This window comes from Reyranella sp., assembly GCF_004297265.1.
In the GTDB taxonomy this organism is placed as follows: domain Bacteria; phylum Pseudomonadota; class Alphaproteobacteria; order Reyranellales; family Reyranellaceae; genus Reyranella.
This window is the reverse complement of record NZ_SCUT01000010.1, coordinates 190,770-216,106: the sequence shown is the minus strand read 5'-3', so window position 1 is coordinate 216,106 and position 25,337 is coordinate 190,770. Positions and strand designations below refer to the sequence as shown.

General features: G+C 66.1%; 22 protein-coding genes. 7 read left to right on the top strand and 15 right to left on the bottom strand.

The features are described from left to right. Positions 1-158 precede the first annotated feature (158 nt). On the bottom strand, positions 159-1,028 hold the full coding sequence (locus EPO41_RS04745; protein ID WP_296321167.1) for a hypothetical protein: 870 nt from the start codon (positions 1,026-1,028) through the stop codon (positions 159-161). Between the two features lie 241 nt (positions 1,029-1,269). Between EPO41_RS04745 and EPO41_RS04740 the strand changes: the two genes are divergently transcribed. Continuing rightward, a complete protein-coding gene (locus EPO41_RS04740) occupies positions 1,270-4,848 on the top strand; it encodes an autotransporter outer membrane beta-barrel domain-containing protein (protein ID WP_296321162.1) in 3,579 nt (1,192 codons plus the stop codon). A gap of 24 nt (positions 4,849-4,872) precedes the next feature. Here the strand turns inward: EPO41_RS04740 and EPO41_RS04735 are convergent, their stop codons facing one another. Then, positions 4,873-5,622 carry a DUF4239 domain-containing protein gene (locus EPO41_RS04735; protein ID WP_296321158.1) on the bottom strand — a complete coding sequence of 250 codons (750 nt, stop codon included), beginning with the start codon at positions 5,620-5,622 and terminating at the stop codon, positions 4,873-4,875. 47 nt (positions 5,623-5,669) lie between these two features. Between EPO41_RS04735 and EPO41_RS04730 the strand changes: the two genes are divergently transcribed. Further along, positions 5,670-7,169, top strand: coding sequence for an amino acid permease (locus tag EPO41_RS04730; RefSeq protein ID WP_296321157.1), 1,500 nt, complete (start codon positions 5,670-5,672; stop codon positions 7,167-7,169). Here the strand turns inward: EPO41_RS04730 and EPO41_RS04725 are convergent. Beyond that, positions 7,155-8,630 carry a M23 family metallopeptidase gene (locus tag EPO41_RS04725; protein ID WP_296321154.1) on the bottom strand — a complete coding sequence of 492 codons (1,476 nt, stop codon included), beginning with the start codon at positions 8,628-8,630 and terminating at the stop codon, positions 7,155-7,157. The genes EPO41_RS04730 and EPO41_RS04725 overlap by 15 nt on opposite strands. 62 nt (positions 8,631-8,692) lie before the next feature. Next, positions 8,693-9,211 carry a tetratricopeptide repeat protein gene (locus EPO41_RS04720; RefSeq protein WP_296321152.1) on the bottom strand — a complete coding sequence of 173 codons (519 nt, stop codon included), beginning with the start codon at positions 9,209-9,211 and terminating at the stop codon, positions 8,693-8,695. A 96-nt stretch (positions 9,212-9,307) separates the two neighbouring features. On the opposite strand from EPO41_RS04720, the gene EPO41_RS04715 reads away from it, so the two are divergent. After that, a complete protein-coding gene (locus EPO41_RS04715; protein ID WP_296321149.1) occupies positions 9,308-9,532 on the top strand; it encodes an aa3-type cytochrome c oxidase subunit IV in 225 nt (74 codons plus the stop codon). A gap of 36 nt (positions 9,533-9,568) precedes the next feature. On the opposite strand, the gene EPO41_RS04710 is transcribed toward EPO41_RS04715, so the two are convergent. Beyond that, the gene (locus tag EPO41_RS04710) at positions 9,569-10,483 is read right to left on the bottom strand and encodes a YihY/virulence factor BrkB family protein (protein ID WP_296321145.1); all 915 of its coding nucleotides are present in this window, start codon (positions 10,481-10,483) and stop codon (positions 9,569-9,571) included. Positions 10,484-10,569: 86 nt separating this feature from the next. Between EPO41_RS04710 and EPO41_RS04705 the strand changes: the two genes are divergently transcribed. Then, positions 10,570-11,538 carry an ABC transporter substrate-binding protein gene (locus EPO41_RS04705; RefSeq protein ID WP_296321143.1) on the top strand — a complete coding sequence of 323 codons (969 nt, stop codon included), beginning with the start codon at positions 10,570-10,572 and terminating at the stop codon, positions 11,536-11,538. Between the two features lie 17 nt (positions 11,539-11,555). Here EPO41_RS04705 and EPO41_RS04700 read toward each other — a convergent pair whose 3' ends face one another. The 5 genes from EPO41_RS04700 to EPO41_RS04680 all read right to left on the bottom strand — a co-directional run bounded on the left by EPO41_RS04700 (position 11,556) and on the right by EPO41_RS04680 (position 16,981). Continuing rightward, positions 11,556-12,008, bottom strand: coding sequence for an SH3 domain-containing protein (locus EPO41_RS04700; protein ID WP_296321141.1), 453 nt, complete (start codon positions 12,006-12,008; stop codon positions 11,556-11,558). A gap of 109 nt (positions 12,009-12,117) precedes the next feature. After that, positions 12,118-13,797, bottom strand: a complete 1,680-nt coding sequence (locus EPO41_RS04695; RefSeq protein WP_296321138.1) for an iron ABC transporter permease — start codon at positions 13,795-13,797, stop codon at positions 12,118-12,120. Beyond that, on the bottom strand, positions 13,794-14,846 hold the full coding sequence (locus EPO41_RS04690; protein ID WP_296321136.1) for an extracellular solute-binding protein: 1,053 nt from the start codon (positions 14,844-14,846) through the stop codon (positions 13,794-13,796). Before EPO41_RS04690 ends, EPO41_RS04695 begins: the two co-directional genes overlap by 4 nt. A 3-nt stretch (positions 14,847-14,849) precedes the next feature. After that, positions 14,850-15,911 (bottom strand): extracellular solute-binding protein, encoded by a 1,062-nt coding sequence (locus EPO41_RS04685; protein WP_296321133.1) that lies wholly within the window; start codon positions 15,909-15,911, stop codon positions 14,850-14,852. Positions 15,912-15,913: 2 nt separating this feature from the next. Further along, the gene (locus tag EPO41_RS04680; protein WP_296321130.1) at positions 15,914-16,981 is read right to left on the bottom strand and encodes an ABC transporter ATP-binding protein; all 1,068 of its coding nucleotides are present in this window, start codon (positions 16,979-16,981) and stop codon (positions 15,914-15,916) included. An 81-nt stretch (positions 16,982-17,062) separates the two neighbouring features. Here EPO41_RS04680 and EPO41_RS04675 point away from each other — a divergent pair, with 81 nt between their 5' ends. Both EPO41_RS04675 and EPO41_RS04670 read left to right on the top strand, forming a co-directional pair. After that, entirely contained in the window at positions 17,063-17,851 is a 789-nt protein-coding gene (locus tag EPO41_RS04675; protein ID WP_295141408.1) for an enoyl-CoA hydratase, read from the top strand. A 19-nt stretch (positions 17,852-17,870) separates the two neighbouring features. Then, positions 17,871-19,067 carry a CaiB/BaiF CoA-transferase family protein gene (locus EPO41_RS04670; RefSeq protein WP_296321126.1) on the top strand — a complete coding sequence of 399 codons (1,197 nt, stop codon included), beginning with the start codon at positions 17,871-17,873 and terminating at the stop codon, positions 19,065-19,067. A gap of 89 nt (positions 19,068-19,156) precedes the next feature. Here EPO41_RS04670 and EPO41_RS04665 read toward each other — a convergent pair whose 3' ends face one another. After that, on the bottom strand, positions 19,157-19,939 hold the full coding sequence (locus EPO41_RS04665; protein WP_296321124.1) for an alpha/beta hydrolase: 783 nt from the start codon (positions 19,937-19,939) through the stop codon (positions 19,157-19,159). 39 nt (positions 19,940-19,978) lie between these two features. Here EPO41_RS04665 and EPO41_RS04660 point away from each other — a divergent pair, with 39 nt between their 5' ends. Next, complete coding sequence (locus tag EPO41_RS04660; RefSeq protein ID WP_296321122.1) at positions 19,979-20,725, top strand: SDR family oxidoreductase; 747 nt, start codon at positions 19,979-19,981, stop codon at positions 20,723-20,725. 3 nt (positions 20,726-20,728) lie between these two features. Here the strand turns inward: EPO41_RS04660 and EPO41_RS04655 are convergent, their stop codons facing one another. The 4 genes from EPO41_RS04655 to EPO41_RS04640 all read right to left on the bottom strand — a co-directional run bounded on the left by EPO41_RS04655 (position 20,729) and on the right by EPO41_RS04640 (position 25,319). Next, on the bottom strand, positions 20,729-21,715 hold the full coding sequence (locus tag EPO41_RS04655) for a tripartite tricarboxylate transporter substrate binding protein (protein WP_296321120.1): 987 nt from the start codon (positions 21,713-21,715) through the stop codon (positions 20,729-20,731). Between the two features lie 4 nt (positions 21,716-21,719). After that, positions 21,720-22,700, bottom strand: coding sequence for a tripartite tricarboxylate transporter substrate binding protein (locus EPO41_RS04650; RefSeq protein ID WP_296321116.1), 981 nt, complete (start codon positions 22,698-22,700; stop codon positions 21,720-21,722). 46 nt (positions 22,701-22,746) lie between these two features. After that, entirely contained in the window at positions 22,747-23,721 is a 975-nt protein-coding gene (locus tag EPO41_RS04645; protein ID WP_296321113.1) for a tripartite tricarboxylate transporter substrate binding protein, read from the bottom strand. 158 nt (positions 23,722-23,879) lie between these two features. Then, positions 23,880-25,319, bottom strand: coding sequence for an NAD-dependent succinate-semialdehyde dehydrogenase (locus tag EPO41_RS04640; protein WP_296321110.1), 1,440 nt, complete (start codon positions 25,317-25,319; stop codon positions 23,880-23,882). Between the last annotated feature and the right edge of the window lie 18 nt (positions 25,320-25,337).

Sequence of the window (25,337 nt, the reverse complement as noted above, 5' to 3'; positions counted from 1 at the left end):
CTATCCGCTGCGCATCATCCGCCCGGCCGACGGCATCCCGAGCTACGAATACGAGCCCAACCGCCTCACGCTCGTCCTCTCCGAGGCCGGACAGATCGTCGACGCCGCCTGGGACTGACGCGCGGTCCCGAGGCCTGCTTCGCCAATCGGGAGTCCCGTCAAACCTTGATCCCCGCCGCTCGCAGCTCGTCCATGAAATCAAGTACCAGCTGAACGACCGTACCGGCTTCCAGAGTCATCTTGCGGAAAGCGGCGGCCGGAACGACCAGGCCACTGCGGCTCACTCGTACGCATTTGCCCTGCTTCATCAACTGCGCGGTGTGCCGCCGGACCGTCTCGTAAGGGAGCATCATCGAGTTCGAAATCGCCATCATGCTGACCGGCCGCCGATCCGAGTCGGGCAGTATGTCCCGGTTGGCGCCGGGCGCAGTGTTCGTGATGTGCTTGACGTTGGCGGCGCGGATCGCGGTGAACACCAATCCCGTCATGAGGTCGCCGCCGAAAAAATCGCGCAAGACCTTCAACGCGGCAAGCAGCACTCGGATCGAAGCGACGACAACGACGACCTGCTCCTTGTTGAGGGTGCGCGGCGCATCGAAGGATCTGGGCGGTCTGAAGTGCCCGATCTTGATCCGCCTGAGCCCGTCAAGCATGCGTACGGCTTCGAGATAGATCTTTCGCAGCATCGCGTTCGTACGCTGGCTCCTCAACGTCGCGGAGGCGAGGCATGCTCCGCCAACCTCCAGATGGCAGGCGCCCCTCAGAACAAGCTTGTGAACCTGCCGACGTACGGTCTCAAACGGTGTGTCCAGCCGGCGGGCCAGCTCGCGAATTCCTATCGGCTTGTCGTCTCTCGGGTCGACGAGCGCGTCGCCCAGCATCGTCATGATGATCATGCCGCCCAGGACGTCATCGTGCGCCCGGCCGATCACCTCGAAGCCCCGCAGGAAGAACTCGGTCGATATCCGGCCGATCGTATAAACCTCGGGATGCGCCGCGAGATCCATCGCGCGGCTGGACCGGATCATTGCTGGACTCCCTCGATCTTCAGGCTGGTCTCCGTTCAACATCCTACCAACCTTGGGCGAGAATTGAGCCGTGAGCGACGCGCTGACCCATTTTGGTGAGTAACCTTCTTGTCGCATCTCGTGTTCTGCCCGTAGCCTTTGCGCATCGGGGAGGCAGAAGCTGATTCTAAACATCATCCATCGCGGCCTGATCGGCCTCGCTCTGGCTCTGTGGGCGAATGGCGCCGCACTGGGCCAATACATGCCGACGTCATCGACGAACATCCCGCTGTCGTATGTCGGCGTAGGAGGCGATCAGTACCGACTTGCCATCAGCGTCGGCATCAACGGCGGACCGCTGCAATCCTACCTGTTCGACACCGGTTCTCCCGGCTTCAACGCTGCCTACAACCCGACGACCTGGAACGGTTTTGGTGGCGGGTCGACGACGACCGTTCCCGCCTCCACGATCGCCAATGGCAACAATGTCCAGTTCTGTTACGGCGACACGCCCGGCGCCTGCCGTGGCTTCATTGGGAACATCGTCCAGGTTCCGTCGCTCAGCTTCCAGGATCCGACCGGGGGAACGACGACATTCAATGCGCCTCCGTCCGGTGGCTTCCACATTACCGCGGTGTCTTCCGACAATGCCTTCAGCCAGCCTTCGCCGCTGATCTATCCGGATTACTTCTGCAGCGGCGGTTTCGCCTGCCCCGGTACTCCCAATCCGACGCCGCCGGATTCGCTTCTGTTCTACGGAATATTCGGTGCCGGTGCCTTTACGTCGCCCCAAGTCGGCTGCTCTACCGCCATCGCGATCCCAGCGACATGCCCCACCGGCCAGAGTACGCCTCCCGTCACGGTCGGCAGCCCGCTCGGGCAAATCCAGGTTGCCAACAGCCATATGGCTCAAGGCTACATGGTCGCGGCCAACGGCCAGGCCAATCAGGCGACTGCAGGCGGGATTTCGAATCCTCCCTCCGGCAACGCGCTGGTTTCGATCGGCGGCAATTCGAACGTGGCGGTCACGGCGTGCAATCCGTGCGTGACCGTGGGCCTTACTCCCGAGGTGATCGGCCAGTTCGCCACGGTCGGCTTGCCAAGCCGGAGACCCGACGTTCCCGGCTTGGTCAGATGGACGCAAACCGCCGACCCCTTTCCCAACCCCTACGGCGCCTCGCCGGGCAACAATGCCACTCGCGAATATGGCGTGAACTTCACCGTTGCCCTGACGCCGAACGGCGGCGGGGCGCCCCTCACCGTGACGACGGGCGCCTTGCTGGACACCGGCACGCCGAGCTTCGGCCTGGCCTCGAGCCTGAGTGCGGCCGGCACGACGGCAACATACATAACCATGACGGGCGTGAATCCGGACGGCACCGCCATTCCCGGTCTGACAACGACATCGGCGAATCTGAACCCATACTACGGCACCTATCACGTCGGGAATTTCAACTCGGAGAACACGAGCATCCTCGGCCTGCCTTTTTTCATGCAGAACTCGGTGTTGTTCGATCTCTCGAACCGGGCGATTGGCTACACGCCGTTCTTCGTCACCGATGCGCCGCTCGCGACGACGGCCCTCGGCCCGCTGAGCGTCACGTCGTCCAATTTGCAATTGGGACTGGCGGGAGTCATCTCGGGTCTCGGGGGAGTAAATGTCGGTGCCGGTGCAGCGATCCAGGTCAGTGCGACCAACACCTATACCGGCGTGACGAACATCGCCGACGGCGGAAGGCTCAACGTCGCGGGCCCGGGCAGCATCGCGCTCTCGAGCGGCGTAACCAATGACGGCGTGTTCGACATCTCCCGCGCCTGGGCACCTGTCACCATCTCGTCCCTGACGGGCGCCGCCACCGGCCTCGTGAGTCTCGGCGGCAATGCCCTGACGATCGCCAATGCCAACGGCACCTACTCGGGCAATCTGAGCGACGGCGGCGCCTACCCGCTTGCAGGCGGCAGCCTGACCATCGCGGGCGGCACGCAAACCCTCGCCGGTGCCAGCACCTACACCGGCGGCACCTTCGTGAACGGCGGTATCCTGAATCTCACCGGCACGATGGTCGGCAGCCTCGGCATCCAGTCGGGCGCCGTGTTTAGCACGACGGGCGGCTACTCTGTCGCCGCAAATGCCATCCTGGCCAATGCCGGCACCTACATTGCAGAGCCCGGGACCGGGCCACTTCTCAACCAGGGGCTCTTCCTCAACAGCGGCGCCTTCCTGAGCGGCCTCAACAACACCGGCACCATGGTGAACAACGGCACGATCGTCGGCGACGTGACCAACTCGGGGACGATGTCCGGCATCGGCGCGATCGCTGGCAACGTCGTCAACAGCGGGACCGTTTCCCCCGGCAACTCGATCGGCACGCTGAACGTCGTCGGCAGCTACACCCAGGCTGCCGGCAGCTCCTACGTCGTCGAGACCAATGCGCAAGGCCAATCCGACCTCATCAATGCGACCGGCACCGCCGTCATTTCCGGCCTCAGTGGCGCTTTCTGGCTGCCGGATGGCTCCATGCCGCTGCCGCCGGGCGCGGTCCGCTCGACGTCCACCATCATGAGCGCCAGCGGCGGCGTCACCGGCAGGTTCTCGTCGGTCACGTCGCTCGCCGGCAACCTGCCGTTCGTCCTGCCGAGCCTCAGCTACGACGCCAACAACGCCTATCTCACCCTGCAGGTCGGTGGCTTTGCCCGCCAGGCCCTGACACCGAACCAAGCTGCCGTCGGATCGGTGCTCGACGTTGCCGCGCTCGGCGCCACCGGCGATTTCGCGACCGTGCTCAGTGGCTTTTCGGCATTCAACACCCAGCAGGGCGTCGCGGCCATGAACACGATCAGCGGCCAGAACTATTCGGCCTTCTCCTCGGTCGGCATCGCGACCACCCAGATATTCATGACCAACTTCGCCAACACGGTCGGCGGCACCTCGGGCGGCGGCAAGCGCGTCGCCCTGGCCGAGGCCTGCGATGTCGCCTGCGACACGACCGAGCCCGGCCGCTGGGGCGCCTGGGGCGGAGCGCTGGGCGGCTTCGGTGTCGTCGGCGGGACGGCCAATGCCGGCACGCTCACCTACAATCTCGGCGGCTTCGCGGCCGGCATCGACCGGCGCCTGACGCCAGACCTGCTGGTCGGTGTCACCGCCGGCTTCACCAGTGGCAGCCAGTGGGTCGGCGGCTTCTCCGGCGTCGGCACCTCGGACACGTTCCAGGCCGGCCTCTACGCCAGCTATGCCAGGGACGCCGTCTATGTCGACGGGCTGGCGGCCTATGCCTATTCCGACAACCGCATGACGCGCCAGATCACCCTCCCCGGCCTGTCGCGCACCGCCAACGGCCGCACCGGCGCCAACCTGTTCTTCGGCCAGATCGAGACCGGCTACCGCTTCGAGATCGGCGGCCTCGCGGAAGCCTACGTCACCCCCTTCGCGCGCCTGCAGGCGGCAACGGCCACGCAGAACGCCTTCACCGAATCCGGTGCGGGCTCGCTCGACCTGTCGGTCGCCTCGCAAACCACCAACTCGCTGCGCAGCGTGCTGGGTGCCCAGCTCGGCGGCGCGATGGACCTCGGCTGGCGCGAGAAGCTGGCAATGCAGTTCAAGCTGGGCTGGGGCCACGAATATGCCGACACCGGCCGGCCCGTCACCGCTTCCTTTGTCGGCGCACCGGCCCTGCCCTTCACCACCTATGGCGCCGCGCCCCAGCGCGACAGCGTCGTGCTGGGCCTCTCCGCCAACACCGTCATCGCCGACGCCACCTCCGTCTACTTCCGCTACGAGGGCGACATCTCCAGCCAGGATTCCAACCACGCCCTCACCGCCGGATTCCGCATGACCTGGTAGCCCGTCCCGTCACCTCCCGAGCCGCTACAGCGGCGCCAGCGCATGCCGCAGCGGATCGCTCGGCACCTGCATCAGCCCGTCGAACGGCTGGCCCAGTTCGAGGATGAGATAGATCGCGCTGGCCGCGGAGAGGGCACAGAAGAACAGGACGCTCAACATCGTGCCATTGGCATCCGCCGACATGGCGAAGCTGCCGAAAATGAAGCAGAGCCACAGGACCAGCACGGTGATGAACGGCTTGGCCAGCGAGTCGGACGGGTGAGCGTAGAGTGTGAGCTGGATCTGGGCCAGGGAATTGCTCACCACCGATGCCCGCGCCTGCAGCGAGGTCTGAACCGGATCGTGCGGCGCAAGCAGGCGCAGCCTGGTGATGACCTGGGCTTCCGATGCCGAAGCCTGTGCCGGCGTCAGGGCAACGGCATCGTCATCGCGCCAGATCGTATTCACGATCGCGGCAACGTCCTGGCGCAGGGCTTGCCGCAGCGCCACGCCTTCGGCACCGTAGTCCTTGAGCAGACGGTCGAGCTCGATGACATTGGCCGTGAGCTGGCCGACCTGGCTGTGAGTGGCCTCGTAGGAGGCCCGGGTCGAGGCGAAGAGAAGCGCCGTCACCAGTGCCGCCATGGTGGCGACCAGGGCCGTCGCCAGCTTGATGACGTCCTTCGAGTCGCCGCTCAGGTGCTTCTCGGGTAGCCTGCGGCGGAGAAGGACGCCGGCGGCGGTGCTGATCAGGATCACGCCCAGGACAAGCAGCGCGGTTTCGACGGCACTCAACTCTTTCACCTCGTCCAGAACCGGCCTGCACCGGTAACATAAGTGCAATGAGCCTACCGCTGCCCCCTTACCAGACTGTTACAGAAGACTACTTCGCCCGCCGCGGTCTACGGCGTTACGCCGGGGTCTTCTCGTTGTGGGCCCTCGGCGTCGGCGCTGTCATCTCGGGCCATTACTCGGGCTGGAACCTCGGTCTCCTGGCCGGCGGATGGGGCGGCTATGCGTTGGCCGCCTGCATCATCGCCGTCATGTATTTCGGGCTGGTCTTCTGCATCGCCGAAATGGCCGCCGCTCTTCCCCACACGGGCGGGGCCTACTCCTTCGCACGCGCCTCGATGGGGCCGTGGGGCGGCTTCGTCACCGGCCTCTGCGAGAACGTCGAATACGTGCTGACGCCGGCCGTCATCGTGTCCTTCCTGGCGACCTATCTCGCCGGAGTGTTTGAGACACCTCCCGCCTGGCTGCCGGCCTACTGGGTGGCCGGCTACGCGGTGTTCGTGGCGCTGAACGTCCGCGGCGTCGAGCTTTCCTTCAAGGTCACCGTCATCGTTACGCTGGCCTCGCTGGCATGCCTTGCGGTGTTCTGGGGCTCGGCGCTCCCGGTCGCGGAGTTCGGCCGATACGCGCTCAACATTGGCGCCGGAGCCGACGGCAAGCCGGTCGAGCTGGCGCAAGGTGGCGGCCCGCTGCTGCCGTTCGGGCTGCACGGCGCGCTGGCGGCGCTTCCCTTCGCCGTCTGGCTGTTCCTCGCCATCGAGCAGCTACCGCTCGCGGCCGAGGAATCGATGGAGCCGTCGCGCGACATTCCGCGCGGGATCGTGGCCGGGTTACTGACACTTCTCGTCTCGGCTGGTCTCACCGTCTGGCTCAACCCGTCAGTGGCCCCTGGCAGTTTCCAGCTTGCGGGGTCCGGCGAGCCGCTGCTCGACGGTTTCCGCGCCACGTTTGGCGGCGGATTGGCGAAGGTGCTGGCGCTGGTCGCCTGCATCGGCCTGGTCGCCAGCTTTCATACCATCCTCTTCGCCAAGGGCCGGCAGATCTATTCCCTGTCACGTGCCGGCTATTTCCCGCGCTTCCTGTCGATCACCCATCCGCGCCACAAGACGCCCCATGTCGCACTGCTGGCCGGCTCGGCCGTGGCCCTCGCCATCATGTTCACGCTGTGGTTCGGCATGGGCGCCGAGCGGGGCGCCGCTGCGATCCAGGGCATGCTGCTCAACATGGCGGTGGCAGGTGCCATGCTCTCCTATCTCCTGCAGGCCGTGAGCTTTCTCGTGCTGCGCATGCGGCTGCCGGGCCTCGCCCGTCCCTATCGCTCGCCCATGGGCGTGGCGGGCGCCGTGATCACCATCATCATCGCCACCGTCACGCTGGTCTACCAGCTGCTCGATCCGGTATTCGTGTCCGGCGTGATCGGCGTCGGTGCATGGTTCGCGCTGGGAATCGCGTGGTTCGCGTTCGTCGGCCGGCACCGGCTGGTCCTGTCGCCGGAGGAGGCCTTCGCGATCAAGGCCCGTGAGGCGACCGGTGGATCAGTCGCCGACTGAAACGGCGGCCGGTCTGGCTTCGAGTTCGCGTTCGGCGAGGCTTGCCGCCACCTGCTTGCGGAAACGTTCGAAATCGGGACCACGCAACTGGGCGCGCTTCAGTTCGGGATGGGTGATCGGGTTGACGGGCTTGCCGTCGACCTGAAGCTCGAAATGAAGATGCGCGCCGGTCGAGCGGCCGGTGCTGCCGACATAACCGATCACGTCGCCGCGCGAGACGATCTTGCCGGGCTGCAGGCCGGTCGCGAAGGCGGAAAGATGTCCGTAGACCGACGCCAGCTTGCCGCCATGCTCGATGCGGATCCAGTTGCCGTAACGGCCGTTCGGCGCCGCCCCGACGACGAGGCCATCGGCTGCCGCAACGACCGGCGTGCCGGCCGGCGCCACCAGGTCGACGCCTTCATGCATGAACAGTGACCGCGACGAGGGCCGGGCCGACAGTGCATAGGCCGGTGGCGCCCGGAAACCGCCATAGGACGAGCTGCCGTAGGCGGAAGCGCCCGGCGACGCGGCAAAACCCGCACCGATGCCTGCGCGCGGCATGTCGGTGGCGCCTCCTGTCGGCAGGCCAGGCGGGAGGCCCGGCGGACGCTGCGGACCGCCGGCCCCTTGCGGCTTGCCGCCGTAGGGTGGCGGTGGCTGGTCGAACGGATCGGCCCGCAGGCCGAAGCCCGAAGAGATCGAGACGGTATCGAGCGGCAGTCTGAACGACGGCGGCATCGCGGCCTGCCCGCTCGCCATCCAGAAGCGCTCACTGTTATCGCGCGTGCGGAACCGATGGATGGCCATCACCCCCCTGGGCGTGCGCAGTTCCATCCAGAGCACGCGGCCGACATCGAGCGGCGCGCCCGCCTGGGTGAACGTCTGCTCGTAGCGGACGTAGAACCTGTCGCCGTCCCGCATCTCCTTCTTGAGATCGACCGACAGGGCCATCGCCTGCATGGCTTCAAGCAGGGCCGGCGCCGGAACGCCCGCTGCCACAGCCGAGGCTTCGAAGGAGCCACCGGAGATGACCCCGGAGACGCCCAGCCGGCGCTCGAACGGGAGGTAGGCCTGCTGCCGCTCGTCATCCAGGCCGTCGCCCAAAATCCTGTCCGCGACAATGCGGCCATCAGCCATCACGGATTCGGGGACCGGCCCGCTCGCAATCGGCGGCGGAGCGTTCTCGGCGATCGCTATGAGCGGCTGGGGAGGTGTGACCTCGATGGCCACGCTCCGCTCGAGGAGTCCATCCACCGACGCCAGTTCCATGAAATGGAGGTGGTCGCGAAGACCGGCCACGGCCGAGGGCTGATCGTAGAGGGGCGCCAATTCCGCCCCCAGCACCCGAAGCTCGGCCATGCGACCGCGATTCGTCGTATGCGCCTGTTCGACCCACGGCAGGTCGCGCGCGATGCCCTGGGACATCCCGCCGACAAGCAGTGAGGCGGCAAAAGCCGCGGCGACCGAGGGTCGGTTCATTCAGTCCTTCTTATAGGGCCGACGCCGGGGCATCGCTCGTGACCGCCGCGTGGTTTTTGATCTTACCGCACCTTCGGCACGGGTTTCCATGCCCGAACACGCCTTTCGGCCTCGGCGATTTGCGCAGGGTTCATGCGGGCAGACAGGGTCGCCAGGTCCTTTCGGGCCTGGTCGAGCCGGTCCTGATTCTTGGCCGTATATCCGTCGATGGCGAGCTTGATCCACTTGTAGGCTTCGATGTCGTCGCGCGGCGGGACGCCCTCGCCGAAGCCCAGCATGAAGCCGATGTTGTTCTGCGCACGCGCGTAGCCTTGCTTGGCAGCGGCAAGATATAGTCTTGCCGCTTCGTTCAGGTTGCGGGGCACGCCGTCGCCACTCCAGTACATGGCGCCGAGCAACGTCTGCGCCTCGGCCTCGCCCTTGGCGGCCCACACTTTCCAGATGCGCACGGCGGTCGCCATGTCCTTTCGCTCGTAAGCGCTCGCCGCCTGTCGCATCTGGTCTTCGTAGGATTGCGCCGTCGCGGGTGTCGCCAGGGCCGCGACGAGGAGGACAAGCAGGGCAGGCAGGAGCGATTTCATGGGCCAAAGATATGGCTTCAAGTGTGCTGCCCCGCAAGCAACGACAGATCGGCGCCGACGTTGGGCATGCGAGGCCAAGCCACATACAGGTTCGCCATGGTCCCAACAGTCAATTCGCCGGATATTCCCCTTCAGGAACTGCAGGAGCATCAGGAGACCTTTCACAGCTTCAGCAAGCTGGTCCTGTTTGCCGTTCTCCATATCGTGCTCGTCCTGGCGTGCCTGGCGATGGCCTTTCTCGGCCATATCCCGGTGTTGGGTCTTCTGCTGGGCCTCGGCGGGACACTCGCCCTGCTGGTCGCCTTCGCCATCACCAGCTAGGGCTCCCGGGGAGCACCCGAGGCGAGCGTGCCCGAACTAGTCGACCTGTAGCGGCACTGCGCGTGACGCGCGGGCGGGACCGTTACAACGCGAACCGTAGACATGGGTCCATGCCCGGGTGAATTCAGCGCCCAGCAGAAAGATCAGGGTCGAATAGAAGATCCAGAGTAGGAGCACGATCAGCGCACCGGCCGCACCGAAACTCGAGGCCACATCGGTCTGGCCGATATAAAGCGCGATCAGGAACTTGCCGCCTTCGAAAAGCCCGGTGGCCATCAGCGCACCGACCGCCACGTCGCGCCAGCGGATTGGCGTGTCCGGCAGCACCTTGTACATGATCGCGAACATGCCGGAGATCAGGGCGACCGAGATCACGAAATCGGTCACCTGCACCGCGAACTCGGCGACCGGGAAGCTGTAGCGCAGGAATCTTCCCAGCGCCGTCAGCGCCGCACTGAGCGCGAGCGAGACCATCAGCACGAAGCCCAGCGCAATCACCAGCCCGAAGCTGGCGAGACGTGCGCGCAGCAGGCGCGACATGGTCGAGCGCCGCGATTTCGACTTCCAGATCGCGTTCAGGGTCGACTGCACCTCGCCGAAAACACCGCTGGCGGCGAGAATGACGGCGGCGACGCCGATGACGGTTGCCAGGAAACCCGACATGCGGTCGCCGGCGCTGCGAATCATGGCCTGGGTCGCCTCCGCCGTCTCGCGGCCCATCAGACCGCTCAGTTGGTCGACGATTGCACCTCGCGCAGCATCCTGGCCGAATACGAGGCCCGCCACGGCGATGACGAGCAGCAACACCGGCGCCAGCGAGAACAACGTGAAATAGGCGATGGACGCGCCGCGGCTCAAGGCATCGTCGTCGATGAACCCTACGACGGTCTCGGTGAGAAGCCGGCGGACACGGCCGGACGGAGTGAGGCAGTCCACCGGCGGGAAACGCACTAGAGCGAAAATCGCTCCCTTATCCGGACGTGTTTATGACATGGTCCGCCCCTACTCTCCGGACGCAGGCTGATTCAGGAACCTTCATGATCGCTTCCCGCCGCTTGATACTCGCTGCCGCCCTTACCGCGCTGTGTCCGGTGTCGGCAATCGCGCAGCCTGCCCCCGACGCTCCCCAGAAGGTCGATATCCTGCTCGACTGGAAGGCGCTGCCGACATTTGCCGGCTTCTACCTCGCCCGCGAGATGGGCGCCTTCGAGCGCCGCGGCCTCGAGGTCACCTTCTCGGAGACCCAGGGGGCGATCTCGTCAGCGGAGATGATCGGGGTGGGCAAGCCATACTGGATCGGCTCGTCGAGCGGCATCGCCACGGCCATCGGTCGCTCCAGGGGACAGTCGATTAAGAGCCTCGCCGTCTATTATGCCAAGACGCCGACCGTGATCTATACCCGCGGCGAGGATCGCATCGCCCATCCGCGCGATCTCTACGGCAAGACATTGGGACTCGTGCCGGGCAGCATCACCAACGAGGAATTCCGCGCCCTGATTGCCGCCAACAGGCTCGACCGCAGCAAGATCAAGGAAACGACGGTCAGCTGGAATGCCTACGACCTGATCGAGAAGAAGGTCGATGCCCTGATAGACTACGACGAGATGGCACCGGCCGAGCTGATCGCCGAGGGACGCCGCATCACCATGATCCGCCTGAGCGACTTCGGCGTGAAGGCCTACAGCCTCAACCTGATCGTCAACGACGACGCCTGGGCCGATCCGGTCAGGCGCGAGATCGCGAAGAATGTCCAGGAGGCCGTACAGGAAGGCTATAACATGGTGCGGGAGCGGCCGGCCGACGCCGCGTCTCATTTCTCCCGCCTCTTCCCGCGGCTGGCGCCGCGTTACGTCGATCGCAGCATGGCGACCGTCTCCCAGCAGCTCTCGGGCCCGCCCACCGGCCAGCAGACCCGCGCCGGCTGGGAAGCGACGATCAGCACGCTCGATGCGCTAGGCCTGCTCGCCAAGCCGGTCACGGTCGACGATGTCGCGATTCTGGACTGAGAATCGGAAGGCCGGACCTACCAGCCCCAGAGCAGTTTCCGCGAGATCCAGCCTCGCAGCCCTCCGTCGCGCTGAACCTTGACCCAGCCACTCTTGTGCTCGAGCGTCTTCACCGGGTCGCCGTAGGAGACCTTGCCGACGATCCGGCTGCTCGTGCTCGGCTGGCTGCGCACGTTCGCAATTTTCACCTTCACGATGTGATAGGGCGTACTGCCGGTCAGCTGCCGAAGAATCCATCCCTTGTCGTTCTCGAAATCCCGGACCTGCAGCCAGTCGCCACGTCGTCCGACGACTTTCAGGGGAAAGCCCCTGCCCAGCACCCACTCCGCCGAATAGTTGGTGCCCGGACCAGAGCGCACGTTGACCTCCTCGCGCGCCACGCTGACCATTTGCTGAGCGGAAGCCGTCGACATATCCAACGCCAGCATTCCGACAAGAAGAGCGATCAGGAAATAGCGCACAAAGAACATTCGTGGGATTTCCTTCCTGGCTGGAGGTGACGCACGGCTCCACGGCGCTGGCCCAACTGCGCCGTCGCGGCCGATTGCGCCCTCTCGTCGCCGGCTTGGCAACCCGCGATCAGGCCGGCCGTATCTGCGGCCGTCCATGCAGCCGATTGGCCGCGGCTATCACGACCGTGGTGATCGCGACCATGGTGAGGCTGAGCACCGCGATGGCGCCGACGTCGCCGCTTTCCTTCAGGTCGAAGATCAGCACCGAAAGCACCTTCGTCTCCGACGTGAACAGGATCACGGCCGCGGAGAGTTCGCGGATGGTGGCGACGAAGATGAAGCACCATGTGGCGATCACGGCGGAGCGCAGCAGCGGCGCGGTGATATCGGCCAGGGTCCTGAGACGGGTGGCTCCCAGCATGCGCCCCGCCTCCTCCAGCTCGGGATGCACGGCATGGAAAGCCGAGCCCAGCTGCTGGTAAGCGGCCGGCAGCTCGATCGTGACGAAGGCGATCAGCAGGATCCACAACGTGCCGTAGAGCGCCAGCGGCGGGCGCGTATAGGCAAGGAACAGCCCGACACCCAGCACGATACCCGGGATGGCAAGCGGCGCGGTGGCGAGGAAGCCCAGCACGCGGTAGCCGCGCACGGCCTTGCGGGCCACGATGTAGGCGATCAGCAGCGCCAGCAACGCGCCCAAGGTCGCCGAGGCGATGGCCAGCAGGAAGGTATTCTTCAGCGCCGGCATCGTCGAGCTGAGCTCTAGGAAGGTGAACTTCACATTGTGCAGCGTGATCGTCTCCGGTCCGACGATGCGCGAGGCGACCCTCGAGAAGGCGGAGTTGAACAGCGCCGCGTAAGGCAGGAACAGCGGCATGGCGAGGACGAATAGCGCCAGCGCGACGGCCGGCCCGCGCAGCCAGCCCAGCCGGATGGGACGCGGTGCGCCGTACTTGCCACCCAGCACCGCATAGCCGCGCCGTCCCAGCGCCATCGCCTGGGCGCGCAAGAGCAGCACCGTCAGCACCAGCAGCGGTACCGAGGCCGCCGCCGCCAGCTCGGGCTTGGGCGGGAACTGGAACAGGCTCCAGATGCGCGTGGTGAGCGTGTGGAAGCCGGCAGGAATGGCCAGGATGGCGGGCGAGCCGAACAGGTTCAGCGCCTGCAGGAAGGCGACCAGCGCCCCCGCCAGCAGCACCGGCAGCGCAAGCGGCACGGTGATCAGCCGCGCGGTCTGCCAGGTCTTGGCGCCCAGCATGGACGAGGCGTCTTCCAGTTCGCCCGGCATGCGGTCGAGCGCGTTCGCGACGAGGATGAAGACGTAGGGAAACGTGTAGCAGGAGATGACGAAGATCAGGCCGCCGAGGCTGTAGATGTCGAACAGCGCCTCGTCGGACGGCATGCCGGTCATGATCCGCCAGAGCTGGTTCAGCAGGCCCGAATTGGGCGCCGCCAGCATCTCCCAGGCGATGGCGCCGACGAACGGCGGCGTCACCAGCGAGGCCATGACCAACGTGCGGATCGTGCGGGCGAGCGGCATATCGGTGCGCGCCACCAGCCAGCCAAGAGGTGCGGCGACAAGGCAGCAGATCGCGCTCACCGAGCAGGCGATGATCAAGGTCGTGATCAGCGGATCGACGAAGGTGGGGTCGGTGAACAGCGCCCCGAAGTTGGCGAGCGTGATGCCGCCGTCCTTGCCGGTCAGGCTCACCACCAGCAGCCAGCCGACCGGCAGCACGATCATCACCGCCAGAAGGGCGGTTACAGCGGCGAGAACGGGCCGCGAGAGATCGAAGCTGCGCGTCATACCTTGAAGTAGCGCTGGTAGCGCGACTTGATCTCGTCCGCCTGCTTCTCGACCTCGGCCGGGTCCTCGGGCAGCGTCTTGATCGACGCCAGCGCCGGCCGTCCGACCTTGGCCTTGACCAGCTTGTTCGCAGGATACTGGCCGCTCACCTTGACGATGAATTCCTGTCCCTCGGGCGACATGATCCAGCCGACGAGAAGCCGCGCGGCATTGGGGTTGGGTGAGGCCTTGAAGATCGCCATGGGATTGGAGATCTGCGGCGTACCCTCGACCGCATGCACGACCTCGATCGGCGAGCCACGCTCCTTGGCCATCCAGAAGAGGTAGTCGCTGCCGTCGACGGCGATGGCGCGCTCGCCCGCCTCGATGCGCTTGGGCGGCTCTGTCGCGGATTGGACCTGCAGCACCTTCTGCTTCGAGAGCTTCTCGAAATACTCCCAGCCCAGCGCTTTCGCGAGCTGCTGGGTCGCCGTCATGATCGTGCCGGAATAGCCCGGATGCCCCTTCACCAGCTTGCCCGAGTATTTCGGGTCGAGCAGGTCGACGAAGCCCTTGGGTGCGTCCTCGGGCTTCACCAGCTTCGTGTTGTAGGCGATGGCCGACAGATGCGTGCGCTGGTTGACGAAGGCGCCGTCGGCATCGCGCTGGTTCGCCGGCAGGTTCTCGGCCATGTCGGGCGTCAGGAACGGTTCCAGCCAGCCCTGCCGCTTCCAGACGATGAAGTGTGCGGCGTCGGAGCTGTTGACGACGTCGACCCGGCGGATGTTGCTGCCGACCTCCTGGCCGATGCGGTTGAACAGCCGCTCGGCGCCCGTCCGCTCGACGGCGACCTTGATGCCGGGATACTTCGCCTCGAAAGCCCTCGCCATCGGCTCGGCGACGGAGAGATCCATCGCCGTGTAGTAGGTGACCTTGCCTTCCTTCTTGGCCGCCTCCACGAGCTCGGTCGTGATGGCGGTCGCCGGCGGGGCGGCGGACAGGACCCGTGCGCCGAGCGGCGCGAGGACGGTGGACGCCGCGGCGGCGGCAACGAATTGACGACGGCGCATGGGCTACACCTTGAAGTATTTGACGTACTGGGCCTTGATCGCGTCGGCCTGATCGGCAACGACGTTCGCCTCTTCCTTCAGCGTCTTGATGTCCGCGAACTTCTTCATGTCAGCGCGATCGACCGCCTGCGGATGCGCCGAGCGTAGGGCGCCGACGTCGATGTTGAGCTGCTGCGCCTCGCGGGTCATCGACCAGGCCTGGAACAGGCGCGCGGCGTTGGGATTGGGCGCATTGGCCATCACAGCGGAGGGCCCGGTGATCAGCGGCGTGCCTTCGCTCGCGTAGACGATCTCGACCGGCTCGCCGCGCGACTTCAGTTCCTCGACGACATATTCGCCGCCGTCCGCCATCACCGCGCGCTCGCCCTGCGCCAGCTTCTTGGGCGGCTCGGTCGCCGACTGGACCTGCATGACCTTCTGCTTCGCCAGCTTCTCGAACCACGGCCAGCCCAGGTCGCGGCTGAGCTGCTGCGTCGCCGTCATGATGGTGCCGCTGTAGCCGGGGTGCGCCTTGACGATCTTGCCCATCCACCTGGGATCGAGCAGATCAGCGTAGGACTTGGGCGCGTCCTCAGCCTTAACCAGCTTCGTATTGTAGGCGATCGGGCAGAGCGTAATGCGCCACGAGGCGAACATGCCATCGGGGTCCTTGTGCGCCGCGGGGAAATACTGCGCCACCTCCTCCGGCACGAACGGCGCCAGCATCCTGGCACGCTTCCACACGATGAGGTGCGCGGCATCGGAGCTGTTCACCACGTCACAGTTGTAGATCTTGTTCTGGAACTCCTGGCCGATGCGCTGGAAGTTACGCTCCGCGCCAGAGCGCTCGACCTTCATGGTGATGCCCGGATACTTCGCCTCGAACGCCTTGGCGACCTTCTCGGCCAGTGCCAGGTCGACCGACGTGTACCAGGAGAACTTGCCTTCCTTCTTGGCGGCCTCGATCAGCGTCGGCGTGATCCTGGTCGGCTCCGGCGGTGCCGCACGCACCGGCGTGATGAACGAACCGGCGGCCATCGCCGCCGAAGCGGCAAGCACACGGCGTCGCGTCAGCTTCCTCGTCATGGTCACTCCTCCGCCAAAGCCCGGCATTGTTCCGCCGGCAGGTGCAGCCAGACCGATTGGCCGGCTGCGATGTTCTGCCCCGGCGGCGCCGTCACGCGCAGCTCGGTCGCGTCGTCCAGCATGACCGTGTAGTCGCGTGTCGAGCCCAGGAAGACCTGCCGCGTCACTGTGCCGTGCAGATGATTCTCCATCCCCGATGGCGGCGATTCGAGGGCGATGGCGATCTCGTGCTGGCGCACCGAGACGGCGACCGGGCGATTGGCGACCAGTGGACGCCCGATCGTGCGCAGGACACTGCCGGCCACGGAGATACGGCTGTCGTCGATTGCCTTTGCTGCGAGCACGTTAGAGCCGCCGATGAAGCGGGCCACGAATTCCGAGCGCGGGCGTGCGTAGATCTCTTCCGGCGGCCCGAGCTGCTCCACCTTGCCCTTGTTCATGACGGCGATCAGGTCAGCCGTGGTCATGGCCTCGGCCTGGTCGTGGGTCACGTAGACTGTCGTGTAGCGATACTGATCGTGCAGCCGGCGGATCTCGAAGCGCATCTCCTCGCGCAGGTTGGCGTCGAGGTTGGACAGCGGCTCGTCGAGCAGCAGGGTCTCGGGCTCCACCACCAGCGCGCGCGCCAGCGACACCCTCTGCTGCTGGCCGCCCGACAACTCGCCGGGATAGCGCTCGGCCAGCGCCTCGAGGCGCGCTGTCGAAAGGATGGCTTTGAGCTTCGAATCGATCGTGGCGCGGTCGAGCTTCCGGATCTTGAGCCCGTACGCGACGTTCTCGGCCACGGTCATGTGCGGCCAGAGCGCGTAGCTCTGGAAGATCATCGACATCTTGCGGCCTTCGGGCGGCACCGTGCGCGAAGGCGAGGACAGGACCTTGCCGCCCACCTCGATTTCGCCTGCCGAAGGCTCGATGAACCCGGCGATCAACCGCAGGGTCGTGGTCTTTCCGCACCCGGACGGGCCCAGCAGGCAGACGAGCTGGCCATGCTCCACGCGCAGAGACACGTCGTCGACAGCGACGGCAGCGCCGTAGTGCTTGGAAAGGCCCTTCAGTTCTACTGAGGCCACGGTTCCTCCCTGTTGCTTCTCACCTTATTCAAATCGGCGGGCACAGGCTATATTCGCCGCCTCATTGGAAGGATTCCCGGTATGCAGGAACAGAAAATCATCGGCCGCCGAGAGGGCGCCGTCGGTCACGTCGTCTTCAACAACCCGGCGAAGCTCAATGCGGTCTCGCTCGACATGTGGGACGGCTTCGTCAGCATCCTGAAGGACTTCGCCCAGGACCCGGAGATCCGCTGCCTCGTGGTCAGCGGCAGCGGCGGCAAGGCCTTCGTGTCCGGCGCCGACATCTCGAAGTTCGAAAGCGAACGCGCCAATGCCGAAGCCCAGGTGCGCTACGACGCCATTTCCAAGGAAGGCTACGAGGCGCTCTACGACTTTCCCAAGCCGACCATCGCCAAGATCACCGGCTATTGCATCGGCGGCGGCATGAACCTCGCGGCCTGCTGCGACCTGCGCTACTGCAACGAGGGCGCGCGCTTCGGCGTGCCGGCCGCCAAGCTCGGCCTCGGCTACGGCTTCCTGCGCATCGAGCGCTTCTCGCGCATCGTCGGGCTGCCGCGCGCCATGGAATTCCTCTTCACCGCCAAGCAGTACTCCTCCAAGGAAGCCTACGACATGGGCCTGGTGCACGGCGTCGCCGCCGATGCCGAACTGGACGCCATGGTCGACGGCATCACCGGCGCCATTGCGCAGAACGCGCCGCTCACGATCGCGCTCGCGAAGGCTGCGGCGCGCGAGATCGCCAAGCCAGAATCGAAGCAGGACCACGCGAAGCTCGACAGGATGGCCGAGGCCTGTTTCGACAGCGAGGACTTCAAGGAGGGCCGCCGCGCCTTCATGGAAAAGCGCAAGCCGGTCTTCAAGGGCCGCTAACGAACACGAGGAAACGCCGATGACCGCCCTGCCCCTTTCGCATCTCACCGTCCTCGACCTCACGGCGCATCGCGCCGGCCCGACCGCCGTGCGCCAGCTCGCCGACTGGGGCGCACATGTCATCAAGATCGAACCGCCGCCGCCGCCCTCCGAGGGCGGCAAGAGCAACGATTCGATGGGCGGCGCGCGCCACGGCTTCGACTTCCAGAACCTGCACCGCAACAAGAGGTCGATGACGCTCAACCTCAAGAGCCCCGTGGGCCACGCGATCTTCATGAAGCTCGCGGAAAAGGCCGACATCATCGTCGAGAACTACCGTTCCGACGTGAAGCACCGCCTCAAGGTCGACTACGACACGGTGGCGAAGATCAACCCGCGCATCATCTACGGTTCGATCGCGGGATTCGGCCAGAGCGGCCCTGATGCCGCGCGCCCCGGCGTCGACCAGATCGCCCAAGGCATGGGCGGCCTCATGTCGATCACCGGCGAGCCCGGCCGCGGCCCGATGCGGGTCGGCATTCCCATCGCCGACCTTACGTCGGGCCTCCTGCTTGCGCAGGCGATCATGCTGGCGCTCTACACCCGCGAGCGTACCGGCAAGGGCCAGTGGGTCCACACCTCGCTGATCGAGGCGCAGATCTTCATGCTCGACTTCCAGGCCTCGCGCTGGCTGATGAAGGGCGAGGTGCCGAAGCAGGCCGGCAACGACCATCCGACCAGCATCCCGACCGGCGTCTTCCCGACCAGCGACGGCTACATCAACATCGCCGCAGCCGGCGACAAGATGTGGAAGCGCGCGGCGCTGGCGCTGGGTGCCCAGGCGCTGATCGACCATCCCGAGCACGCCACCCCGGCGCTGCGCTCGCAGAACCGCAAGGCGCTGAACGAGCGCCTGGCCGAGGTCACCAGGACCAACACCAGCGCCCACTGGATCGACTCGCTGAACAAGGCGGGCGTCCCCTGCGGCCCGATCAACACGATCGACAAGACCTTCGCCGAACCGCAGGTCCAGCACCTCGGCATCGCCCGCCCGGTCAATCATCCCGCGCTCGGCGAGATCAAGGTGGTCGGCCAGCCGATCAACCTCTCCGACTACCCGCAGCCCAAGGCGCTCAACCCGACGCCAGACCTCGGCCAGCATACGGACGAGGTTCTGGCCGGTCTGGGTTACGACGCGAAAGTCATCGCTGATCTCAAGGCTGGCGGCGCGGTCTAGCACGAGATCTGTCAACGGAGCGCGCAACTCCAGTTGCGCTTTTCTCGTCGATGAGCATGAGCGCCACTGAGTGGCGCGCTCCATTGCTTCTACCGTTCCAGGAATCCGCGCAGTACTCGGAGGAATTCGGACGGGCGCTCGATTTGCGGCAGGTGGCCCGCTTCTGGAATCGTCACAAGTTTCGACTGTTCCAGGGACAGCCGCATCTTGCGAGCACCGTTCTTGTCGAGGACCGGTGAGCGGTCGGCTTCGCCGAAGATCAGCAGGACCGAGCCTTTGGGGGGTGGTGCAGCTTCCTCGCCTGATAAAAGGAGGTCGAGCACGCGGTCAGCATCGGCGGCGGTGAAATTGTCGAGCGTCCGGGCGATCTCCGCTGGCACCTTCGAACGGTCGTGGAAGGCGAGCGGCAGGACCTCGGGGCCGAAATGCAGGCGCTGCAGGTTGCCGCGCGCAAGCGCGCGGATCGGTGTCCTGCCGGCGAGCCAGCGCAGCATCTTCGAATAGACTGCCGGTTGGTAGCCATTGACCAGCACGAGGCCCGTGGAGCGCTCGGGATACTGGCCGGCGAAGCGCCAGGCGACGGTCGCGCCCAGGGAGTTGCCGACGAAGGTCGCGCGTTCAATGCCGAGTGCCGTCAGCAGCTCAGCGAGCCACTGGGCATAGGCGCCGATGCTCGGCAAGCCCTCCGCCGAGTGGATCGGCGGCAGCTCGGGCGCAACGACGAGATGCGTGCGTTCGAGATCGTCGGTCACGGTCGACCAGTAGGCTTCCGCCCCCGCCCAGCCTCCATGCAGCAGCACGATTGCCTCGCCGGTGCCGCCGGTCCAGACTCGCGCCGGGCGCTGTCCGAGCAAAATTGTCTTCAGCTCCACGTCACGCCCTCTCAACATATGAAGCGGGAGATATAGAAGATGGCCACGACGCGGAGAACAGCTTTGGTGACCGGCGCAGGCCGCAACATCGGCCGGGCCTGTGTGCTGGAGCTCGCCCGGATGGGCTACGACGTCGTGATCAACGGCTCCTCCGACCGCAAGGCCTGCGAGTCGGTGGCGAAGGAAGCCGCGGCCCTCGGCGTCGAGACGCTGGTCGTCATGGCCGATGTCGGCAGCCCCGAAGAATGCCGTCGCATGGCGCAGGAGGCGATCGCCAGGTTCGGCTCGGTCGACGTGCTGGTGAACAATGCGGCGCTGCGGCCGGCCAAGCCCTTTCTCGAGATGAGCGAGGCCGACTGGCGGCGCGTCATCTCGGTCGATCTCGACGCCGCCGTGTGGCTGTCGCAGGCCTGCCTGCCGGGTATGGTGAAGAAAGGCTGGGGCCGCATCGTCAACTTCACCGGCATGAACGCGATGCACGGCTACGCCGGGCGCGCGCCGGTCTCGGTCGCCAAGCATGGCGTCTGGGGCCTCACCAAGGCCTTGGGCAAGGAGTTCGGTCCCAAGGGCATCACGGTGAACGCCATCTCGCCCGGCCCGATCTCGGCCGATGTCGAGGAGGATGACGAGTCGAACCACCATCGCCTCGAAACGATGGCCAAGGTCCCGCTTGGCCGCATGGGCACGCCCGCCGAGATCGGCTCGGTGCTCGGCCTGCTGGTATCCGACGGCGGCGCCTACGTGAACTGCCAGATGATCCAGGTGAACGGCGGCGGGCAGACCTGACGCCTACTCCATCGGGAGGCCGGTGGTTCGGGCGATGGCGCTCCATCGCTCGACCTCGGCCTTTACGAAGTCGCCGAAGGCCTGGCGGCTTTCGAGGTCGATGCGGGCGCCCTGCTCCTGCCAGATGCGCTTGATGTCGGGCTCGGCCAGTGCCGCCTGGACGGCGGCGTGCAGGGCATCGAGCGCGGCAGCTTGCGTCGCCTTCGGCGCGAACAGGCCATACCAGGTGCTGACCTCGAAATCCTTCACGCCGGCCTCGGCGAAAGTCGGAACGTCGGGCAGCACGCTCTCGCGCTTCGTCGTCGCGACGGCGAGTGCGCGCAATTTTCCGGACTGGACATAGGAAGCCACGGTGCTGAGCGGCTGGAACGTGGCGTCGAGCTGGCCGGCCAGCAGGTCCTGCAGAGCCGGGCCGCCGCCGCGATAGGGCACATGCATCAGTCTGATGCCGGTGCGCCGCTGCAGCAGCTCGATGGCGAGATGCGGCATGGTGCCGAGGCCCGAGGAGCCAATGTTGATCGTGTCCGGCACCTTGCGGGCCGCGGCAAGGAAGCCCGCGAGATCTCTGACGTCGAGCTTGGCCGGATTGACCACCAGACCCACCGGCACCCTGGCGATATTGCTGGCGGGCGCGAAGTCGCGCAGCAGGTCGAAGCCCGAGTCCGCGTAGACGACGGTCGCGAAGGATTGCGCGCTGTTGGCGACCAGCAGGGTGCAGCCATCGGGACGCGCGCGCGCCACGACCATGCCGCCCAGGGTACCGCCGGCGCCGCTGCGATTCTCCACGACCACGGGCTGGCCCAGGCTCCTGCTGACATGGGCCGCAACGGGACGCGCAAAGGTATCGTTCGAGCCGCCGGGCGGGAACGGCACGATCCAGTTCATCGCCCGCGGCGGACGCCACTGCTGCGCTTGCGCGGGGACGATGGCACTGACGGCCAGCAGGCCACCCATCGCGGCCCGGCGAGAAAGAGACCGCGAGACCGTCATCGGTTCACTCCATCTGGACGTTGGCGGCCTTGGCGATGCGGCTCCACCGCTCGACTTCGCGGCCTATGAAGTCGGCGAAGTCGGCCCGGCTTTCGAGCTCGACCTTCGCCCCGTGCTCGGCCCACAGCCGCTTCACCCCATCCGAACCCAGCGCCCGCTGCACGGCGGCGTGCGTGCGGTCGAGCACGGCGTCGGGTGTGCGGACCGGCGCGAACAGGCCAAACCACGTGGTCATGCGGAAGTCGGGCAGCCCTGCCTCGTGCGCCGTCGGCACGTCGGGCAGCAGCACGTCCCGGCGCCGGTTGATCACGGCCAGCGCCTTCAGCTTGCCCGATCGGACATAGCCCGCCACAGCCGTCACTAGCACGAAGGCGGCGCCGATCTGTCCGGCCAGCAGGTCCTGCAGCATCGGTGCGCCGCCCCGATAGGGAACATGGGTGAGCTTAATCCCGGCACGTCCTTCGAAGAGGCCGATGGCGAGATGCGTCACGGTCCCGAGGCCCGCCGAACCGATGTCGATGCGGCCCGGCGCCTTCCTCGCCATCTCGATGAAGGCTTCGAGGTTCGCGACGTCGATCTTTGCCGGATTGATCACCAGCGCATAGGGCACGCGGCCGAAGGCGGCGATCGGCGCGAAGTCGCGCAGGAAGTCGAAGCCGGCGCGTGGATAGATGGTCGGCGCGTAGACGAGGCCGGTGTCGCCCACCAGCATCGTGTAGCCGTCCGGCGCGGCCCGGGCGGCAACGGCAGTGCCGACCGTGCCGCCGGCGCCGCTGCGATTGTCGATCACCACCGATTCGCCGATCGCCTCGGCCACCCGCGCCGCCACCGGCCGGGCAAACATGTCGGAACCGCCGCCGGCCGGGAACGGGACGATCCAGGAGACGGTGTGCGTCGGCCAGTCGCTGGCGCGCGCCGGGGCCGCCGCCCCGGCACTGGTCGCCATCAATCCCCCCAGCAGGGTCCGCCGTGCAATCCCACTCATTCAGGCGGGAGCTTAGCCGCCAGCCGCGGCGGCGCAATACCGCACGCTATTGCGCCTCGATCTTCGCGAGCTTGATGTACTTGGTCCAATCCTCGCGCTCCTTGGCCACAAAGGCGTCGCACTGCTCGATCGTCCAGTCCTTCGGCGGCGGCAGGAAGCCGAGCTGCTTCACCCTCTCCAGCACCGCCGGCTCATAGATCGCGTCCATGATCAGGCGGTTCAGTTTTTTCTTGATGTCGTCGGGGGTCTCCCGGCGCACCGAGAAGCACGAATAGGAAATGATCACATACTCCGGATAGGTCTCGGCGACGGCCGGGATGTCCGGGAAGAGCGCCGACCGCTCCTTCGAGGTTACGGCCAGCGCACGGACATAGCCGGAGCGGACATAGCTTTCGCCCACCACCTGGTCGGGGAACACGCAGTCGACACGGCCGGCGTTGAGGTCCTGGATCGAGGCGACGGCGTCGCGATACGCCACTTCTTCGAACTTCACGCCGGTCGTGACCTCGAAGAGCGCGGCGGGCACCCGCGAGGAGGCGTTGCCGTAACCCGAGAAGAGCGGCTTCGGCTGCTTCTTGGCGTACTCGACGAACTCCTTCACCGTCTTGTACGGCGCGTCCTGCTTCACCAGCATGAAGTTGCCGATCGTGCCGTTCACGGCGACCGTCGTGAAATCGGACGGCTCGTAGGTCATCGTCTTGTAGAGGCTGTAGTTGGCAGCCAGCGTGCTGGTCGAGCCCAGCAGGATCGTGTAGCCGTCGGCCGGCGCATTCTTGACCTGCGTCGTGCCGATCATGCCGGTGGCACCGGGCTTGTTTTCGATGACGAACGGCTTGCCCGTCACGGTCTCGAGCTGCTTGCCGATCAGGCGCGAGATGATGTCGGTGGATCCGCCCGGGCCGAACGGCACCAGGATCTTCACCAACCGCGACGGATAGGCTTCCTGCGCCCGCGCACCGGAACCCAGCGCGGCGGCAACCGGAAGGCCGCCGAGAGCGGCCAGAACATCTCTACGCTTCATGCATACGCTCCTCGATCGAAACGGGACCCGTATAAGTCGGCGCGGCCAAAAGGCGAGCGTGTGTTTGCCCTCCGTTCCGAAGGGCGACAGGTTTCGCAAAGAAAAAGCCCTCCTCCGACGGAACGGAGGAGGGCCCGGTTCTTGCAGCCTGCGATGGATTACATGCCGAGCTGGCTGATGAACTTGGTGTTGAGATAGGCCTCGAGCGCCTCGATACCGCCCTCCGACCCGTAGCCCGAGTCCTTCATGCCGCCGAACGGCACTTCCGGCAGCGCGAGGCCATGGTGGTTGATCGACACCATGCCGCTCTCGAAGGCGGCGCCGACCTTGGTCATGGTCTTGCTGTTCGTGGTGTACGCGTAGGCTGCGAGGCCCCACGGCAGGCGGTTGGCCTCCTTCATCACGCCGTCGAAATCCTTGAACGACGAGATCGGGGCCAGCGGACCGAAAGGCTCCTCGTTCATGATGCGGGCGTCGAGCGGCACGTCGGTGAGGACGGTCGGTTCGTAGAAGTAGCCCTTGTTGCCCTTGCGCTGGCCTCCGGTCTGGACCTTGGCCCCCTTGCCGATGGCATCGCTCACGAAGCCGTCGATCGCGTGCAGGCGGCGCTCGGCGACGAGCGGGCCCATGCGCGTGTCCTTGTCGAGGCCGTTGCCGACCTTGAGGTTCCTGGCGTAGGCGGTGAACTTCTCGACGAACTCCGGATAGACCTTCTCGTGTACCAGGAAGCGGGTCGGTGCGACGCAGACCTGTCCGGCGTTGCGGAACTTGTTGGCGCCCAGGATGTTCACCGCCTGGTCGACGTCGGCATCCTCGAACACGATGGCCGGCGAATGGCCGCCCAGTTCCATCGTGACACGCTTCATATGCGCGCCGGCCAGGGCAGCGAGCTGCTTGCCGACCGGGGTCGAGCCGGTGAACGTCACCTTCTTGATGATCGGATGCGGGATCAGATACTCGCTGATCTCCGACGGCACGCCATAGACGAGCTGGATCACGCCCGCCGGCACGCCGGCATCGACGAAGGCCTTGATGAGCTGGGCGCAGGAGCCGGGCGTGTCTTCCGGTCCCTTGATGATGATCGAGCAGCCCGTGGCGAGCGCCGCCGAAGCCTTGCGCACCACCTGGTTGATCGGGAAGTTCCATGGGGTGAAGGCGGCGACCGGGCCGACCGGCTCCTTGGTCACGAGCTGGAACACATTCTCGAAGCGCGCCGGGACGATGCGGCCATAGGTGCGGCGGCCTTCCTCGGCCATCCAGTCGATGATGTCGCCGGCGAGCAGGGTCTCGCCCTTGGCCTCGATCACCGGCTTGCCCTGCTCCATCGTCATGATGGTCGCGATCTCGTCGGCGCGCTGGCGCATCAGCTCGGCGGCCTTGCGCATGATCTTGTAGCGATCGAATGGCGAGACCTTTCGCCACTGCTGGAAGCCCTTCTCGGCGGCCTCGAGCGCGCGGTCGAGATCGGCCTTCTCGGCATGGGCCACCTGGCCGATCACTTCTTCCGTCGCCGGATTGATGACCGGGATCGTCCGGCCGTTGGCGCCCTTGGTCCAGGCGCCGTCGATCATCAGGGATACGTCGCTGTAGCTCGTCATTGGTTCTCCTCCGTTGTC

Coding starts and splice junctions, on each gene's coding strand:
- EPO41_RS04740 (WP_296321162.1), top strand. CDS start 1,270: ATGCCGACGTCATCGACGAACATCCCGCTGTCGTATGTCGGCGTAGGA.
- EPO41_RS04700 (WP_296321141.1), bottom strand. CDS start 12,008: ATGTTCTTTGTGCGCTATTTCCTGATCGCTCTTCTTGTCGGAATGCTG.
- EPO41_RS04745 (WP_296321167.1), bottom strand. CDS start 1,028: ATGATCCGGTCCAGCCGCGCGATGGATCTCGCGGCGCATCCCGAGGTT.
- EPO41_RS04675 (WP_295141408.1), top strand. CDS start 17,063: ATGCAGGAACAGAAAATCATCGGCCGCCGAGAGGGCGCCGTCGGTCAC.
- EPO41_RS04715 (WP_296321149.1), top strand. CDS start 9,308: ATGGTCCCAACAGTCAATTCGCCGGATATTCCCCTTCAGGAACTGCAG.
- EPO41_RS04650 (WP_296321116.1), bottom strand. CDS start 22,700: ATGAGTGGGATTGCACGGCGGACCCTGCTGGGGGGATTGATGGCGACC.
- EPO41_RS04725 (WP_296321154.1), bottom strand. CDS start 8,630: ATGAACCGACCCTCGGTCGCCGCGGCTTTTGCCGCCTCACTGCTTGTC.
- EPO41_RS04655 (WP_296321120.1), bottom strand. CDS start 21,715: ATGACGGTCTCGCGGTCTCTTTCTCGCCGGGCCGCGATGGGTGGCCTG.
- EPO41_RS04685 (WP_296321133.1), bottom strand. CDS start 15,911: ATGACGAGGAAGCTGACGCGACGCCGTGTGCTTGCCGCTTCGGCGGCG.
- EPO41_RS04705 (WP_296321143.1), top strand. CDS start 10,570: ATGATCGCTTCCCGCCGCTTGATACTCGCTGCCGCCCTTACCGCGCTG.
- EPO41_RS04640 (WP_296321110.1), bottom strand. CDS start 25,319: ATGACGAGCTACAGCGACGTATCCCTGATGATCGACGGCGCCTGGACC.
- EPO41_RS04720 (WP_296321152.1), bottom strand. CDS start 9,211: ATGAAATCGCTCCTGCCTGCCCTGCTTGTCCTCCTCGTCGCGGCCCTG.
- EPO41_RS04670 (WP_296321126.1), top strand. CDS start 17,871: ATGACCGCCCTGCCCCTTTCGCATCTCACCGTCCTCGACCTCACGGCG.
- EPO41_RS04730 (WP_296321157.1), top strand. CDS start 5,670: ATGAGCCTACCGCTGCCCCCTTACCAGACTGTTACAGAAGACTACTTC.
- EPO41_RS04695 (WP_296321138.1), bottom strand. CDS start 13,797: ATGACGCGCAGCTTCGATCTCTCGCGGCCCGTTCTCGCCGCTGTAACC.
- EPO41_RS04690 (WP_296321136.1), bottom strand. CDS start 14,846: ATGCGCCGTCGTCAATTCGTTGCCGCCGCCGCGGCGTCCACCGTCCTC.
- EPO41_RS04660 (WP_296321122.1), top strand. CDS start 19,979: ATGGCCACGACGCGGAGAACAGCTTTGGTGACCGGCGCAGGCCGCAAC.
- EPO41_RS04645 (WP_296321113.1), bottom strand. CDS start 23,721: ATGAAGCGTAGAGATGTTCTGGCCGCTCTCGGCGGCCTTCCGGTTGCC.